The organism is Massilia sp. CMS3.1, assembly GCF_051262535.1.
GTDB lineage: Bacteria > Pseudomonadota > Gammaproteobacteria > Burkholderiales > Burkholderiaceae_D > Telluria.
Genome location: NZ_JBIMES010000009.1, coordinates 219,021 through 234,606 on the forward strand (window position 1 = coordinate 219,021; position 15,586 = coordinate 234,606).

At 61.7% G+C, this 15,586-nt stretch carries 12 protein-coding genes and 1 pseudogene; 4 read left to right on the forward strand and 9 right to left on the reverse strand.

From position 1 onward, the window contains the following. Nucleotides 1-56: 56 nt before the first annotated feature. A complete protein-coding gene (locus tag ACHAC9_RS16300) occupies nt 57-974 on the reverse strand; it encodes an NAD(P)/FAD-dependent oxidoreductase (protein WP_435761221.1) in 918 nt (305 codons plus the stop codon). Beyond that, complete coding sequence (locus ACHAC9_RS16305; protein WP_435761223.1) at nt 946-1,422, reverse strand: Rrf2 family transcriptional regulator; 477 nt, start codon at nt 1,420-1,422, stop codon at nt 946-948. Before ACHAC9_RS16305 ends, ACHAC9_RS16300 begins: the two co-directional genes overlap by 29 nt. Before the next feature lie 143 nt (nt 1,423-1,565). On the opposite strand from ACHAC9_RS16305, the gene ACHAC9_RS16310 reads away from it, so the two are divergent. Next, nucleotides 1,566-3,194, forward strand: a complete 1,629-nt coding sequence (locus tag ACHAC9_RS16310) for an ATP-binding domain-containing protein (RefSeq protein WP_435761225.1) — start codon at nt 1,566-1,568, stop codon at nt 3,192-3,194. Nucleotides 3,195-3,391: 197 nt separating this feature from the next. Here ACHAC9_RS16310 and ACHAC9_RS16315 read toward each other — a convergent pair whose 3' ends face one another. Both ACHAC9_RS16315 and ACHAC9_RS16320 read right to left on the reverse strand, forming a co-directional pair. Next, nucleotides 3,392-3,766, reverse strand: a complete 375-nt coding sequence (locus ACHAC9_RS16315; RefSeq protein ID WP_435761227.1) for a hypothetical protein — start codon at nt 3,764-3,766, stop codon at nt 3,392-3,394. A 129-nt stretch (nt 3,767-3,895) separates the two neighbouring features. Further along, nucleotides 3,896-4,146, reverse strand: a pseudogene (locus tag ACHAC9_RS16320) (Hcp family type VI secretion system effector); the annotation flags it as partial. 286 nt (nt 4,147-4,432) lie between these two features. Between ACHAC9_RS16320 and ACHAC9_RS16325 the strand changes: the two are divergent. Continuing rightward, nucleotides 4,433-4,951: a hypothetical protein gene (locus ACHAC9_RS16325; protein ID WP_435761229.1), complete on the forward strand. Its 519-nt coding sequence runs from the start codon at nt 4,433-4,435 to the stop codon at nt 4,949-4,951. A 17-nt stretch (nt 4,952-4,968) separates the two neighbouring features. Here the strand turns inward: ACHAC9_RS16325 and ACHAC9_RS16330 are convergent, their stop codons facing one another. After that, on the reverse strand, nt 4,969-6,687 hold the full coding sequence (locus ACHAC9_RS16330; RefSeq protein WP_435761231.1) for a diguanylate cyclase: 1,719 nt from the start codon (nt 6,685-6,687) through the stop codon (nt 4,969-4,971). A gap of 241 nt (nt 6,688-6,928) precedes the next feature. Here ACHAC9_RS16330 and ACHAC9_RS16335 point away from each other — a divergent pair, with 241 nt between their 5' ends. Continuing rightward, complete coding sequence (locus ACHAC9_RS16335) at nt 6,929-8,086, forward strand: acyltransferase family protein (protein ID WP_435761233.1); 1,158 nt, start codon at nt 6,929-6,931, stop codon at nt 8,084-8,086. Between the two features lie 15 nt (nt 8,087-8,101). Here ACHAC9_RS16335 and ACHAC9_RS16340 read toward each other — a convergent pair whose 3' ends face one another. Beyond that, entirely contained in the window at nt 8,102-8,887 is a 786-nt protein-coding gene (locus ACHAC9_RS16340) for an HNH endonuclease (RefSeq protein WP_435761235.1), read from the reverse strand. Between the two features lie 123 nt (nt 8,888-9,010). Between ACHAC9_RS16340 and ACHAC9_RS16345 the strand changes: the two genes are divergently transcribed. Further along, a complete protein-coding gene (locus ACHAC9_RS16345) occupies nt 9,011-10,300 on the forward strand; it encodes an MFS transporter (RefSeq protein ID WP_435761236.1) in 1,290 nt (429 codons plus the stop codon). A gap of 48 nt (nt 10,301-10,348) precedes the next feature. On the opposite strand, the gene gyrB is transcribed toward ACHAC9_RS16345, so the two are convergent. From gyrB to dnaA, 3 genes are all read right to left on the reverse strand, one after another. After that, a complete protein-coding gene (gene gyrB / locus ACHAC9_RS16350; protein WP_435761238.1) occupies nt 10,349-12,850 on the reverse strand; it encodes a DNA topoisomerase (ATP-hydrolyzing) subunit B in 2,502 nt (833 codons plus the stop codon). 56 nt (nt 12,851-12,906) lie between these two features. Beyond that, entirely contained in the window at nt 12,907-14,013 is a 1,107-nt protein-coding gene (dnaN, locus tag ACHAC9_RS16355; RefSeq protein ID WP_435761240.1) for a DNA polymerase III subunit beta, read from the reverse strand. Nucleotides 14,014-14,109: 96 nt separating this feature from the next. Beyond that, entirely contained in the window at nt 14,110-15,495 is a 1,386-nt protein-coding gene (gene dnaA / locus ACHAC9_RS16360; RefSeq protein ID WP_435761242.1) for a chromosomal replication initiator protein DnaA, read from the reverse strand. Between the last annotated feature and the right edge of the window lie 91 nt (nt 15,496-15,586).

Consider the following 15,586-nt stretch of genomic DNA (forward strand, 5'->3'; position numbering starts at 1 on the left):
AGTATCGAAGAGCCCGATTCTAGCGCAGGGAGCGGCGCACGACCTGCCTTTCGATGTCACGCAGCCTGCTGCAGTGCCTCGATCAATGAGCGGTGCGCCGCCACCCCCGCCATCGCGCCATCGGCCACCGCAAAAACGACATTCCCGGCGGGGCGCGCCATGTCGCCGCAACAGAACACGCCGGGCACGCTGCTCGCCTTCATCGCATCGGTGCGCACGTACGCACCCATTGGCCCATCGTCGACCGCGCAGCCGAGCTGGCCGGCGATCGGGCTGGCCGCATGCATCGTGCTCGCCACGAACAGGCCCGCCATCGGCAGCACGCGTCCGTCCAACAGCACGACGTCGGCCTCGCCCTCGATGCGCGCCACAGCGACGCGCTCGAGCGTGACCCGGCGCGCGGCCAAGGCCGCCAGTTGCTCGGCGTCCGGCGCAAAGGCAGCGTTCAGGAAGAAGGTCACCGTGCCCCAGTCGGGCAGCATCAGGGCGTGGTGCATCGACAGCGGGCCGACGGCCAGCACGCCGATCTGGCCCGCATCGAGCTCGTAGCCATGGCAGTAGGGGCAGTGAAAGACGCTGCGGCCCCAGCGCTCGGCCAGACCTTCGAGCGGCGGCAATTCGTCGGTCACGCCGGTGGCCAGCACCAGCCTGTGGCCCTTGAAGATTGCGCCATCGGCGAGCGTCACCGCAAAGCCCTCGTCCTGCGCCACCGCGCCGGCAGCGCTTCCCTCGGCCCAGGTCACGTTCGGATACTGCAGCAATTGCGCGCGGCCGGTGGCGGCAATGACGGATGCGTCCGTGCCGTCCTGGGTCAGGAAGCCGTGCGAGTGCTGCGCGAAGCGGTTGCGGCGCTGGCCGGCATCGATCACCAGCACCCGGCGCCGCGCACGCGCCAGCTGGGTGGCGGCGGACAAGCCGGCATAGCTGCCGCCGATGACGATGGCGTCAAACATCGGGGTCAAGGCGGTGTGCATGGTGTTCTCCCAGGTGCTGCGCATGTTCCACATAGTGCGCATTGAAGCGTTCGGATAGTGCAAACAGCGAGACGTCGCCCAGGCGCGCGACCAGCAGCGCTTCGGCTTCGTCGAAGGCGCTGGCCAGCGACTGGTTCACGACTTTCTCGACCAGGCAGGTCGGATGGTCGACCCGGTTGCCCATGGCGAAGACGGTGGGCGAGCCGACCGCCTCGTAGATGTCGCGCAGCGACACCTGGTGCAGATCGGCCGTGATGGTCCAGCCGCCGCCATGGCCCTTGCCCGAGCCGACATAGCCGCGTTCGCGCAGGCCGGCCAGCGTGCGCCGCACCAGCACGGCATTCGTCTGCAGGAAGCCGGCCAGTTCCTCCGAGGTAAGGGGGCGCTCGCTGTGGGCCATGTGCAGCAGCAGGTGCAGGATCGAGGAAAGTCGGGAATCGCGTCTCATGTAACTTATGATAGTACAAAAAAGATCGATGTGGACGAAACCTTGTATGTCGTTCTCGCGCGGCCCGGCATTCAATAGTGTGTTTACTTGGGAGGAACGGCCTTACAATCTTGTTACCTTACTATCTAGCGAAGCCCCGACCCATGGCCCAGATCCATCCTGCCGGCTGGCGCGAGATGTCCGTCACCGGAACTGCCGTCCGCGAGATCGAAACGCTGTCCCTGCTCGACCAGAGGCTGCTTGATGCGCCCTACAGCATCTATCACGGCGTCCACTGGACCAATGTCGAGAATGGCTATTCAGTCTACGGCGACGTCGATTTCATCGTCGTCGCGCCGAACGGGCGCATGCTGCTGATCGAGCAGGTCGCGGGCTTTCTCAACGAAACGCAGGACGGCCTGCTGAAGAACTTCCAGGGCAAGCCGCGCAAGATCCGCGCCCACATCCTGCACACGATCGAGGGGCTGACGAGACGCTACAACGGCGAGCTGTCGATCGACTACCTGCTGTACTGCCCCGACTACACGGTGCGCGACCCGCACCTGGCCGGGATCGACCCGAGCCACATCATCGACGCCACCAACAAGGGGCGGCTCGGCAAAATCATCCGTGAAGCGCTGCCGATCACCGATAAAACCGACGACTTCGACAAGGTCACGCGTTTTCTCGGCGACACCCTCAGCCTGCGGCCCGACCCGAGTTCGATGATCGGTTCTGCCACCAAGATGGTGACGCGCCTGTCCGGGGGGCTCGCCACCTGGGCGCGCCGGCTCGAGTTTGCGCCGTTTCGCCTGCGCGTGGTCGGCACCGCCGGCAGCGGCAAGACGCAATTGGCGCTGGCCGAATACACGGCCGCGATCGACGCCGGGCTGCGCCCGCTCTACGTGTGCTTCAACCGGCCGCTGGCCGACCACATCGAGCAACTGGTGCCGCCGGGCGGGCGCGTCTCGACCTTCCACATGCTGTGCGACGCCTACATGCGCGCGCAGGACGTGACCCCGGATTATTCCTCGCCCGAGGTCTGGAACGAGATCGAAACCGCGCTGGCCGAAGTCGACTTACCCGAGACCTGGCAGTACGACGTGCTGATCGTCGACGAAGGCCAGGATTTTTCCACTGCCTGGCGCGACATCGTGCTCGGCATGGTCAAGCCGAACGGGCGCGCGATCTGGCTGGAAGACCCCGACCAGAATTTATATGGCCGCCAGATGGTCACCTTGCCCGGCTGGGTCAAGCTGCATTCCGACACCAACTACCGCAGCCCGCGCCAGATCGTGCAGATGTTGAAATCGATCGGCGCCGCGCGCGACCCGGTGGAAGCGGGCAGCCCGTTCAAAGGCGGCGACATCGAGGAGCTGACTTATCCGGATGGCGATCTTGATGCCATGCTGGCGCAGACCCGGCGCGCGGTGACCTCGTGTCTGGCCGCCGGCTTTGGGCGCACTGACATTGCCCTGTGCTCGTTCCGTGGACGTGAACGATCGGCCATCCTCAATCTAGACAAGCTGAGCGACGCGCACACGTTGAAGTCGTTCACGGGCGACTACGATTTGTTCGGCAATCCCGTGTTTCGCGATGGCGGGCTGCTGGCGGAATCGGTCTACCGTTTTAAAGGTCAGTCGGCGCCGGCGCTGATTTTTACGGAGATCGATTTCGAGGAGATGACGGAAACGGTGCTGCGCAAACTGTTTGTCGGGATGACGCGGGCGAGATTGAAACTGGTGTTGGTGATGAGCGATCGGGCGTCGTTGCAGTTGCTGGATCGGATGTGAGACAGTGCGCTCCGCGAAGGAGCGCACCGGAGATTACTTGCTGAAGTAAGGTTTTAACGCTTCCAGCAACTCAGGTGGGAGTGCATCTTTGTCGATGTGCTGTTTCCTGAGCTCTGTTCTGAGTTTGTCAGCACCGCCGAAAGCTTTTACGAGCCTTTTTGCATAATCGGCTGCCAGTAGCTTGAGGATATGCTCCGTTATTTCATCATCGAATAATCTGGCATCGAATGTGTGACGCACCAGGCCAGCGTCACCGGTTGTAAATTGTGGTTTGCCTGGCAGATTTTTGGAGATATCGTAACCGCCGCTGGCATAGTAAGTTCTGCCCGTCGAATCCTGAGCCTGCCCGTAGATAAACCAACACTTTGCCGATTTTCGTTATCAGCCAAATTTTCGCAGTTCGCGCTTGCCTGGATTGGTAGAGGATCGAACTTGACATGAGCGGCTTCGTAACGCAAACCCAGCACGGGCTCACTCAAGATCCGGGGTGATGGAGGTGCTGCAAGCGCGCTGTAACAGGTAACAGCGAGGACAGCGGCGGCAAGAAATCGGCTAAGGTCGATAGAATGCATGGCTTGGCTTGTGCTTTCGATATTGCGGGCCGGACCAGAAGTCACGCTGGGTGAAGTCAGAGATCAATTGTGTTCCGTCGAATGCGGCAATATGACCGGATTTGCTCCCGGGATGGGGCTGGATCACGAGATGGGCTTGCCGTCCCCGTCTGCCCGCATGAATTCGAACTTCGCCTTCGGGATGGTCTTGCCCATTGCGCAGTGCTGCAGCGGCAGTGGCGTGGACAGATCGGTCATCTTGGAGAGCAGGATGTCGTCGAATTCGGCGCGTTCTGCGGTATGGCCGCCGCCTGTCGATGCGGTGGCGCTGCGAGGTTGTGTCCGTCGTCCTGGGATTCACCCTCGATCCCGTCCAGTTGCAGGTATGCGTCAATCGCCATCGTCACTCCGCGTCAGGTCGTTTAAAAACTGTCAGTCCGCGTGGCACTTCAGGACGCCACGCGGCGGCCAGAAGCGATTGTCGTGTTCGAAGGATTTTGCTCCTTGTGCCGAGTCAAGCACGGGAATGAGAGCGGCCGTTGCCGCAGGAAGCTGGTCGCCATTCCGGAGATCTTGGATGGATCGGCCGTTGCAAATTGCGAGCTAGAAAACTTTCCAAAATTACAGTACATTGGCCCGGCACCGCAAACGCAGCTTTCCTGAACCGCTGTCCCCACTTGCCGCCCAATGAAACTCAATGCCCCGTTCTACCTCTGGCTCGTTCTCGCTTTCCTCATTACCAACCTGCTGCACGAATCCGGCCATTGGCTGATGGGCGCCGCCCTCGGCATGGAGATGCGTTTCGGATTAAACGCTGTCACTTATCTGTCGCCCACCGAGCCCTGGCAACGGGCGCTCGCCGACGGGGCGGGGCCGCTGGTGACGATCGTGCAGGCGATCATTGCCTGGGTCATCGTCAGGCGCGGCGCATCGCTCAAGGCATTCGCCTTCCTGTACGCGGCAGCCTTCATGCGCCTGGTCGCGGGCCTGGTCAGCGTGATGCATCCGAACGACGAGGCGCGCCTGAGCATATATCTTGGCCTGGGCAAGTGGACCTTGCCGGTGCTGGTGGCGGCAGGTCTGATCTTCCTCGCGATGGAAGGCGCCAAACGCCTCGGGCTGACCTGGAAAGACCACGCCTTGTGCTATCTGGTGGCGTCGCTGGCGGTTACGGCGATCGTGGGGCTGGACCGGTTCGTTCTGTAAAACGACGGCCGCGCAGTTCAGATACCGCCCGCATCCTCGTTCGCATTCGCCAAGGGCAGGGCGAGCGGATCGGATGTGGCCACCCGCACACAGTTGCGCCCGCTGTGCTTGGCCTCGTACAGCGCCAGGTCGGCCGCGTGCAGCAGCGCCTGCATGCTGGTGCCGTGTTCCGGATACGAGGCAACGCCGATCGACGCGGTCGCGCCGATTCGCTGGCCCTGGTGCAGCACGTCGCCGCCGGCAATCGCCTGGCGCAGCACATCGGCGCGCTTGATGGCGTTGTCGATGCCGCATTCGGGCAGCAGCACCACCATCTCTTCGCCACCCATGCGGCAGGCCACGTCGCAGGAGCGGATGTTTTCGCGCAGCGTGAGCGCCACCTTGCGCAGGATGGCGTCGCCCGCCTCGTGGCCGAAGCTGTCGTTGATGCGCTTGAAGTGGTCGAGGTCGAGCACCAGCACGCAAAGGGGCGCGCCTTTCCGGCTCGAACGCGCCAGCTCGCGCTTGAGCACCTCGTCCAGGTAGCGCCGGTTATACAGCTGGGTCAGCGGATCGACGATCGACTGCTGGCGAAGCGAGACACGTAGTCTCACATTGCTCAGCGCCAGCCCGAGCTGTTCCGCAAGCTGCGCGATCCAGGCGCGCTGGTCCTCGGCACCGTGCACCAGGCCGGTGCCGGTGACGGTCAGGCAGCCGATCACGTCGCCCTGCGTTACCAGCGGCAGGCACAGGCGGTCCATGTCGGGGTTCTGCACGTGGCGGCAGGCCAGGCCGCCATCGCCGCCGGCAAACGCATGCGGACTGCCGCGCCGCAGCGCCCAGCAGTCGAGCGCCTCGATGATGTCCGGCTCGCCCTCGACGCTGCCCCAGCCCGCTTTTCGCTCGAGAATGTCGCGCGAATTGTTGTACAGGTAAAGGCTGCCCGCCAGGTTCGGCAGCAGGCGCGGCAGGTAGCTGGCGATCACGCCGGCCGATTCGTCGCTCGACTCCGCCAGCTCCAGCGAGTGCATCAGCTCGGCGCTACGGAACAGTAAATCGTTCTGCAGCGAGATGCGTTCGTTCGTCAGCTGGGTCTGGACGGCGGCTTCCTTCGCCTTGTGCTCGGCCGCGTCGCGCTGGCGCAGCACGCGCATGGCGGCGATCAGCATACCGCCGAGGAACAGGATATTCGTCAGCGTCGCCACCAGGCTGACCGTGGCCGCCGAGTTCGAGGTGGCCAGCAGCTGGGCGCCGAGGTCGTTGCGGCGCTGCGCATAGATGGCGAGCTCCTTGCCGATCAGCTCGCGCAACTGATCCATCTGCAGCTTGCCGGCGCCGGCCGCCATGAAGCTTGCCGCCTGCGCCATGCCCTGCGTGCGGCGCAGTTCGATGGTACGCGCCACGGTCTGCATTTTGACGGTGCTGGCGCGCCCGATGGCAGCGGCACGCGCGGCTTCCTCGGGACTGGCGATCTCGCGGCGCAGCGCTTCCTGGGTCGTCGGGATGCCGTTCGCGGCCGAGTGATAGGGATCGAGGAAACGCTCGTCCCCGGTCACGACAAACCCGCGCTGCGCGGTCTCCGCATTGAGCAGCATGTCGAGCAGCGTCAATTGCAGGCGCTCGACATTTGAGGCGCTGCGCAATTCCGACATCACCGTCGTCACCTGTCGGTTGACGATCATCGGCAGCGCTGCGACGGTCGACATGACGAGAATGATCGCACCAGCGGCGACCTTGATCTTGGTTTCGAATTTCATTGGCAACGGGAAAGGCGTCGGACACGCAGGTTACCATAGGTAAAGATGTGCAGATTTCCGCTTTTCCACGCCGCGTTTTCATCCCCATCGGGCCTTGGCGCGCGCAGGGCATGCACATGTTTCAAACTGTGTAAGGGATGGTGTCAGTTCGGCAAGCTCGGCTATGATGGCGCCCGGTCGGCAATATCCACAGCAATGATTGCTTCGGTAGGGTCGGAAGCAATGTTGTTGTCGATATGGGATGTCGATGGAAGCAGGGAAGCACGCACTGCCCGCAGTCGCCGGGGCGCAGGCAACACAATTCGGTCTTATCAATCTGTTGAAAGCGGGTGCCGCGCAGCTGATCGTGCTGCATCACCTCGCCTTGTATGGGCCGATGGCGGACCACGCCCGGCCCCTGATGCCCGAGCTGTTCGACTGGCTTGCGGGTGACGCGCGCATCGCCGTGCAAATCTTCCTCGTTATCGGCGGCTTCCTTGCCGCCAAATCTCTGGCGCCGGATGGCGTTGCGAGGCTGAGCAATCCGCTCGGTACCATATGGCGGCGCTATGCCAAGCTGGCGCCGCCCTTTGTGGTGGCGACCCTGCTTGCGGCCGGTGCCTCTGCCATTGCGTCGATGTGGATGACGCACGACTCGATTTCGGGTGCACCGAGCGTGTCCCAGCTGGCCGCGCATGTGCTGCTGCTGCACAGCGTCCTCGGTTACGAATCCCTGTCGGCCGGCGCCTGGTATGTGGCCATCGATTTTCAACTGTATGCGGGTTCTGTGCTGCTTCTGTGGCTGTGCAGGCGTTTGTCCGATGGGGATGATCGGCCCTGGCGTGCACCAGTTGTGGTGATGGTTGCTCTTGTCTCGTCTCTGTTCTACTTCAACCGCGACGCGGAATGGGATGTGTGGGCGCCGTATTTCTTCGGCAGCTACGGGCTGGGCATGCTGGCATGGTGGGCGGGTGATTCGGCGCGTCGGCCGCGGGCGGTGGTGCTGCTGTTCTTGATGATGGCGGTGCCGGCGTTGGCGGCATTGACGCTCGATTTCAGGAGCCGGATTGCGGTGGCGGTCAGTGTGGCGTGCGTGCTGATGCTGGTGGGGCGCGTGCGCGTTCGGTCAGGCGCTGGATGGTCGGTGGTGAACTGGCTGGGGAAGATTTCGTATTCGGTGTTTTTGGTGCACTTTCCCGCGTGCCTGGTGGTGAATGCGGCATTCACGCGGTTTGTGCCGGCGCAGGCGGAGTGGCAGCTGATTGGGACTGTGCTTGCGTGGGCCGCCAGCCTGACAGCGGGTGCGGCGTTCTTCGGCTGGGTGGAAGCGCCGCTGGGGGGGCTGGTGGGGGTGCGCGGTAGGGGGCAGCCGGTTCGGTCGTTCGATGGCCTGGCGCGCAAGGATGTTGTGACGCGCTGAGTTTCGCACTAGCGGCTAGGTTAGATTCGCATCGATCGATTCATAGGTCCCGGCATCGATGGGCTCGGGAACTTCGAGCCGCAGTCGCTCAATTTTTTCGTACAACCGAAGTTTGAATTCGTCGCTGTCATTCGAGTAATGGCAGCGACGGTGGCAATTCGGGCATAAGGCCACCGCATTTGTCGGGGTATCGGAACCGTGGCTCGCGAGAGGCATCACGTGGTGCACTTCCAAATATGGCAAGCCGTCGTTGCCGATAAAGGGAGCCGGTCTATCGCATCCTTCGCAAACTCCTTTTGCGGCTTCGAGAACCCATGCCTTGACGGCTGGATCGCGCAGGTAACTGGACATTGTCTTGATTGCCAACTGGGGATGCTTTGAGCCCGGCGGCATCTTCAAGTATGTCTGCTTGCGGAGCGAAGAAACCTTCGCCGACAGCGCATCCGTATCGGCCGTCGGCACATATGGCATCAAAAATTCGATGTCGTTCTGCCGTAACAGCCCGACCATTTTCTCCTTCACGGCACTGCCGATATTCCGAGCAGGGAGGTAGCCGACAATGTAGGGCATCTTGAGTTCATACAGAGCCGCCGAAATGTTCTGCATCCGGAACTCGACCGATGCCTTCGTCCGACATGTAAGTGGACCGTCGCGCAGTTGGCGATTGATCTCGGCCTTGTTGTAATACTCGCCCTTTAGTTCGAAACGCAACATTCCGAGGTAGGCTTGCACTGCACTCATCAATTCCTCGTTGCTCCATGCGTTGGAGCTTGCCGCGGGAAGTTCTTGAAATGTGGACATGTCGTAGACGAGTGCGTAAATGCACTTGAGTCTACTTTTTGTTCAATATCTTTTCAATAATTTGACGAAGTGGCGCCCAGAATATCTTTCGACCTAGCAACGTTCATTTGGTAGCATCCTGCAATGAACGCTACCCCTACCTACGACCCCACCCCTCCGCGCATCCGCCGCCGTCAAACCCTGGCCCTCGTGCTCTTGGTCCTCACCGGCGTCATCAACTACCTCGACCGCGCCACCCTCGCCGTCGCCAACGAGTTCATCCGCGCAGACCTCGGCCTCTCGCTTGGCCAGATGGGCCTGCTGCTGTCGGCTTTTTCCTGGAGCTATGCGCTGTGCCAGCTGCCGGTCGGCGCGCTGGTCGACAAGATCGGGCCGCGCTGGCTGCTCGGCATGGGGCTGGTGGTGTGGTCGCTGGCGCAGGCGGCTGGCGGACTCGTCTCGACCTTCGGCTGGTTCGTGATCGCGCGCATCGTGCTCGGGATCGGTGAGGCGCCGCAGTTCCCGGCAGCCGCGCGCGTCGTGAGCAACTGGTTTCCGCTGCGTGCGCGCGGTACGCCGACCGGTGTCTACAATTCGGCCTCGCCCTTGGGCGTCGCACTTGCGCCTTTGCTGCTGTCGCCCTTGATCGCCGCAACCAGCTGGCATTGGGCTTTCTTCGTGACCGGCGCGATGGGCCTGGTGGCGGCGGTGATCTGGGTCGCCTTGTATCGCGATCCGGTTCGCAGTCAGATGTCCGCGGCCGAGATCGCCTACCTTGATGCGGGACAGACAGCCGAGGCGGCGCCGAAGCCGAGTTTCGCATCCTGGCGCGCGCTGTTCCGGCACCGCGCCACCTGGGGCATGCTGTTCGGTTTTTCCGGATCGGTGTATTTGAACTGGGTCTATCTGACCTGGCTGCCGGGCTACCTGCGCACCGAGCGCCAGATGGATGTGGCCTACGCCGGGATGGCGGCCTCGATTCCCTTCGCCTGCGGCTTTGCCGGCGCCCTGATCGCAGGCTGGGCGTCGGACCGCGTCGCCCGAAATTCCGTGTCGCCGCTGACCGGCCGGCGCACCGCGGTAGTGGTTGCCATGCTGGGCATGGTGGCGTTCACGATTCCGGCGGCGCTGGTCGAGAGTAATACCGTCGCCATTGCCTGCATCTCGATGGTGATCTTCCTCGCCAATGCCGCGTCGGCGTGCTCCTGGTCGCTCGTCACCGTGGTGGCGCCGCGCAGCCGGATTGGGTCGCTGGGCGCGATCCAGAACTTCGGCGGCTTTATCGGCGGCGCGCTCGCGCCAATTCTTACCGGTTATATCGCGCAGACCTGGTCTTTCGTGCCGGCCTTGCTCACTGGCGCCGGCATCGCCTTCCTCGGTGCGATGTCGTATCAGTTCCTGGTCGTGCGGTCGATTCCTGAACAGGACAAGTAAAAAAAAGCCAACCTTCAAAGGTTGGCTTTGTTAATCAACGTCCAGGGATCAGACGTCGATGTTCCCGGCGCGCAGCGCATTCGCCTCAATAAAGTTTCTGCGCGGTTCCACGTCATCGCCCATCAGCGTAGTAAAAATCTGGTCCGCCGCAATCGCGTCCTCGATCTGCACGCGCAGCAAACGGCGCACTTTCGGATCCATCGTGGTTTCCCACAGCTGCTCCGGATTCATCTCGCCCAGACCTTTATAGCGCTGCTTCGATACGCCGCGCTCGGCTTCTTCGCGCAGCCAGATCATCGCTTCGTGGAATTCGCGCACGGCGAATTCCTTCATCTTCTCGCCTTCGCCGCGGCGCATGATGGCGCCTTCGCCCATCAGGCCCTGGAAGGTGGCTGCGGCGTTGGCCAGTACGGCGTAGTCGTTGCTGAGCACGAAGTCGGCGTCGATCGACGTGACGTACACGTTACCGTGGCGCATGCGCTCGATGCGCAGGGCGTGCTTTTCGCTGATCTCGTCGGAGCGCACGACAACGCGCACGGCCGGATCGTTGATCGCCGCTTCCATCGCCTTGGCGGACACCTCGGCGTTCTCCAGCGTCATCATGTCGAGCGTCACGCCGCTCATGATGGCGGTCAGCGCGGCGCGGTCGATCATGCGGGTCAGGCGCATCATGATGGCGTTGGCCAGGTTGTACTGGCGCACCAGTTCGCCCAGCGCTTCGCCGGTGATCGGGTCGACGCCTTCGCGCGGGATCAGGGAGGCGCCGTTCAGCGCCACCATCATCATGTAGCTCGCCTCTTCGACGTCGTCCTTCAGGTAGCGTTCGTCACGGCCCGCTTTTACTTTGTACAGCGGCGGCTGGGCGATATAGATGTGGCCGCGCTCGACCAGCTGCGGCATCTGGCGGTAGAACAGCGTCAGCAGCAAGGTGCGGATGTGGGCGCCGTCGACGTCGGCGTCGGTCATGATGATGATGCGGTGGTAGCGCAGTTTATCCACGTTGAATTCGTCCGGGCCGATCGAGGTGCCGAGGGTTGCGATCAGGGTCGTGATCTGCTCCGACGACAGCATCTTTTCGAAGCGCGCCTTTTCCACGTTCAGCACCTTGCCGCGCAGCGGCAGGATCGCCTGGAATTTACGATCGCGCCCCTGCTTGGCGGAACCGCCTGCCGAGTCACCCTCGACGATATACAGTTCGGCCAGCGCCGGGTCGCGTTCCTGGCAATCCGCCAGTTTCGAGGACAAACCCAGGCCGTCCATGATGCCCTTGCGGCGGGTCAGGTCGCGCGCTTTTCTAGCCGCTTCACGGGCACGGGCGGCTTCCACGATCTTGCCGCAGATGATTTTCGCGTCGTTCGGCTTTTCGTTCAGGAAGTCTGTGAGCGTCTTGGCGACGATTTCCTCGACCGGGCCGCGCACTTCCGACGACACCAGTTTATCTTTGGTCTGCGACGAGAATTTCGGCTCCGGCACTTTGACCGACAGCACGCAGGTCAGGCCTTCGCGCATGTCGTCGCCCGAGATTTCGACCTTTGCCTTTTTGGCGAAGTCGTGCTCGTCGATGTATTTGTTGATCACGCGCGTCATCGCCGCACGCAGGCCGGTCAGGTGGGTACCACCGTCGCGCTGCGGGATGTTGTTCGTGAAGCACAAGACTTGCTCGTTGTAGGCGTCGTTCCACTGCATCGACACGTCCACCGAGATATTCGTGTTCTGGTCCGACTGGCGCTCGCCGGTGGCCTGGAACACGGTCGGGTGCAGCACCGTTTTTGCCTTGTTGATGTATTCGACGAAGCCGCGCGTGCCGCCTTCGAAAGCGAAGATCTCTTCCTTGCCGTTGCGCTGGTCGGACAGGCGGATGTTCACGCCGTTATTCAGGAACGACAGTTCGCGAATCCTTTTTGAGAGGATTTCATAGTGAAATTCGACGTGATTGAAAATCGTCTCGTCGGCCCAGAAGTGCACTTCGGTGCCGCGCTTGTCGGTGTCGCCGATGACCTTGATCGGCGAGACTTCGACGCCGTCGATGACTTCGAGTTCGCGGTTTTGCGGCACGCCGCGGACGAATTCCATGTAATGGACTTTGCCGTCGCGGCGGATGGTCAGTTTCAGCAGTTTCGACAGCGCGTTCACGCACGAGACGCCGACGCCGTGCAGGCCGCCGGAGACTTTATAGGCGTTCTGGTCGAACTTGCCGCCGGCGTGGAGTTCGGTCATGACGATTTCGGCGGCCGAGCGTTTTGGTTCGTGCTTGTCGTCGAATTTCAGGCCGGTCGGCACGCCGCGGCCGTTGTCGGCGATCGAAATCGAATTGTCCGAATGGATCGTGACATGGATTTCGGTGCAGTAGCCGGCCAGCGATTCGTCGATCGAGTTGTCCAGCACCTCAAAAACGAGGTGGTGCAGGCCGGTGCCGTCCGACGTATCGCCAATGTACATGCCCGGCCGCTTGCGGACCGCTTCCAGGCCTTCCAGAATTTGAATCGAGGCGGCGCCGTAATCGTCCGACTTCTTCGGCGACTGGGGCATTTGATTGGTGTTATCGGACATGGACTGCTTTCTCAAAAAACTGTGTATTCAGACTGCTGATACTGACCGCGCCTTGCTTAAATGCGCATCGGCATGACGACATACTTGAAATCGCCATTCTCTGGAATCGAAATCAGGGCCGACGAGTTCGAGTCGCCCAGGGCGATGTTCACCTGGTCGCACTTCAGGTTGTTCAGCACGTCGAGCAGGTAAGTGACGTTGAAGCCGATGTCGATCTGGTCGCCGCCGTAGTCGATTTCCAGGTCCTCGACCGCTTCTTCCTGGTCGGCATTCGTCGAACTGATCTTCAGGCTGCCCGGGGTGATGACGCAGCGGACGCCCTTGAACTTGTCACTGGTCATGATCGCGGCGCGCTGCAGCGAACGCAGCAGCTCGTCGCGGCTGATCGTGAAGTCGTTCTTGTAACCTTTCGGGATCACGCGCGTGTAGTCAGGGAACTTGCCCTCGACCAGCTTCGACACCAGCTCGATGTCGGCGAAGGTCAGTTTTACCTGCGACGCGGCGATGTCGAGCTGGACGGTTTCGTCGCTTTCTTCCAGCAGGCGCTGCAGTTCGATGATCGTCTTGCGCGGGATGATGACTTCCTGGCGCACGAATTCCTGCTCGGCTTCGACCTGGCAAAACGCGAGGCGGTGGCCGTCGGTGGCGACTGCAATCACCTTGTTACCGTCCAGAACCAGCAGCAGACCGTTCAGGTAGTAGCGGATGTCTTGCTGGGCCATCGAGAAGTGCACCATGTTGAACAGGTGCTTCAGCGTCTTTTGCGGCAGCGTGACGGTGGCGTTGTAGGTATCCGCGATCGACACGGTCGGGAATTCCTCGGCGGCCAGCGTCTGCAGCGCGAAGCGCGATTTACCGCTCTGCACGGCCAGGCGCTTGTTTGCCAGCGTCATCGTGACGTCGCCCGATTCCGGCAGCGCGCGCAGGATGTCGAGCAATTTACGCGCGGCGACCGTGGTGCCGGTGATGTCGTCGCCGGAACCGATGTTCGCATGCGTCGTGATTTGTACTTCGGTATCGGTCGACAGGAAAGAGACGTTTGCGCCGTCCTTGCGGATGAGGATATTGGCCAGAATCGGCATGGTGTGCCGACGCTCGACAATACCGCTCACGATTTGCAGTGGCCGGAGAAGCGTGTCTCGGGTGGTTTTGACCAATTGCATGATTGTCCTCAGAAGGGTTGTTTACTAAGATGTTGCTACTGCACTATTTTGCCGTGTGGCGGGGGTAATTGCTACCCCCGGCTGCGTTCGTCCGGATCAGCCCTTCAGGGTCTGTTCCAGCACGTGCAATTCATGATTGCACTCGGGGTTTTTCTGGCGATCTCCCGCGATCTTGCGTACCGCATGCAGCACCGTGGTGTGGTCGCGGCCGCCGAACAACTCTCCGATTTCCGGCAAGCTTTTCTGCGTCAGTTCCTTGGCCAGGTACATGGCGATCTGGCGCGGGCGGGCGATGTTCGCCGGGCGCCGCTTCGAATACATGTCGGCGACCTTGATATTAAAAAAGTCGGCGACTGTCTTCTGGATGTTTTCAACCGAGATCTGGCGGTTCTGCACCGACAGCAAGTCTTTCAGGGCTTCCTTGACGACGTCGATCGTGATGTCCTTGCCGTGGAAGCGCGAATAGGCCAGGATCTTGCGCAGCGCGCCCTCCAACTCGCGCACGTTCGAGCGCAGGTGTTTGGCCACGAAGAAGGCGACGTCGTCCGACAGGGTTACGTCCTCGGATTGCGCTTTCTTCAGCAAAATCGCGACGCGCATTTCCAGTTCCGGCGGCTCGATCGCAACCGTCAGGCCGGAGTCGAAGCGCGAGATCAGGCGGTCATCCATGCCAGTGATCTCTTTCGGATAAGTATCACTGGTAATGATAATCTGCTTTTTTGCCGCGATCAGCGCCTCGAACGCATAGAAGAACTCTTCCTGCGTGCGGCTTTTACCGCCGAAAAATTGAATATCGTCGATCAGCAGCATGTCGAGCGAATGGTAGTAATGCTTGAAGTCGTCGAAGCCCTTGCGTTGATAGGCGGTGACGACGTCGCGCACGTACTGCTCGGCGTGAATGTAGCGGATGCGCGCGTTCGGATTGTCGACCATCACCTGGTTGCCGATCGCATGGATCAAGTGGGTCTTACCGAGGCCGACGCCGCCGTAGAAGAACAGCGGGTTGTACGACACGCCCGGGTTGTTCGCCACCTGGATCGCGGCGGCGCGCGCCAGCTGGTTGGCTTTACCGGTGACGAAACTGTCGAAGGTCAGGTCCGGGTTGATGCGGCTCTGCTCGCGCTTCGGCGAGTTGGCGATGTTCAGGTTCTGCTGCGGTTCCGGCGGCGACGCGCGCAGTTCGCCCGGCATGGCCTGATTGGTCGGGGCAGGGCGCACCGCGTCCGGTTTTTTCATGTTCAGGCGCGGGTCGAGCACGAACTGCACCTCGACCGGGGCTTCCCAGTACTGGCAGGCCAGCGCCGTGATGCGGTTGGCGAACTGCGACTTCACCCAGTCGAGCTTGAATCGGTTGGGCGCTGCAATGCGCAGCTTGCCATCTTCGTAATCGAGGACGACGAGCGATTTGATCCATGCGCTGTATTGTTGCGGCGTCAGCTCGAGCTCCAGTTGTGCGGAGGCGGACTGCCAAAAATTTTCCATGTGTGCGGCTTCGATAATGCGTAACACGCTATTTTACCCGTTTGCGCGCAAGTTATCCACAGGTTGGCCCAAGGTTTTCGGGTGGCGCTGG

What these genes read in the sequence shown, in the direction of transcription:
- ACHAC9_RS16300 (WP_435761221.1), bottom strand. Translation starts at nt 974, where the DNA reads ATGCACACCGCCTTGACCCCGATGTTTGACGCCATCGTCATCGGCGGC.
- ACHAC9_RS16305 (WP_435761223.1), bottom strand. Translation starts at nt 1,422, where the DNA reads ATGAGACGCGATTCCCGACTTTCCTCGATCCTGCACCTGCTGCTGCAC.
- ACHAC9_RS16310 (WP_435761225.1), top strand. Translation starts at nt 1,566, where the DNA reads ATGGCCCAGATCCATCCTGCCGGCTGGCGCGAGATGTCCGTCACCGGA.
- ACHAC9_RS16315 (WP_435761227.1), bottom strand. Translation starts at nt 3,766, where the DNA reads ATGCATTCTATCGACCTTAGCCGATTTCTTGCCGCCGCTGTCCTCGCT.
- ACHAC9_RS16325 (WP_435761229.1), top strand. Translation starts at nt 4,433, where the DNA reads ATGAAACTCAATGCCCCGTTCTACCTCTGGCTCGTTCTCGCTTTCCTC.
- ACHAC9_RS16330 (WP_435761231.1), bottom strand. Translation starts at nt 6,687, where the DNA reads ATGAAATTCGAAACCAAGATCAAGGTCGCCGCTGGTGCGATCATTCTC.
- ACHAC9_RS16335 (WP_435761233.1), top strand. Translation starts at nt 6,929, where the DNA reads ATGTCGATGGAAGCAGGGAAGCACGCACTGCCCGCAGTCGCCGGGGCG.
- ACHAC9_RS16340 (WP_435761235.1), bottom strand. Translation starts at nt 8,887, where the DNA reads ATGTCCACATTTCAAGAACTTCCCGCGGCAAGCTCCAACGCATGGAGC.
- ACHAC9_RS16345 (WP_435761236.1), top strand. Translation starts at nt 9,011, where the DNA reads ATGAACGCTACCCCTACCTACGACCCCACCCCTCCGCGCATCCGCCGC.
- gyrB (WP_435761238.1), bottom strand. Translation starts at nt 12,850, where the DNA reads ATGTCCGATAACACCAATCAAATGCCCCAGTCGCCGAAGAAGTCGGAC.
- dnaN (WP_435761240.1), bottom strand. Translation starts at nt 14,013, where the DNA reads ATGCAATTGGTCAAAACCACCCGAGACACGCTTCTCCGGCCACTGCAA.
- dnaA (WP_435761242.1), bottom strand. Translation starts at nt 15,495, where the DNA reads ATGGAAAATTTTTGGCAGTCCGCCTCCGCACAACTGGAGCTCGAGCTG.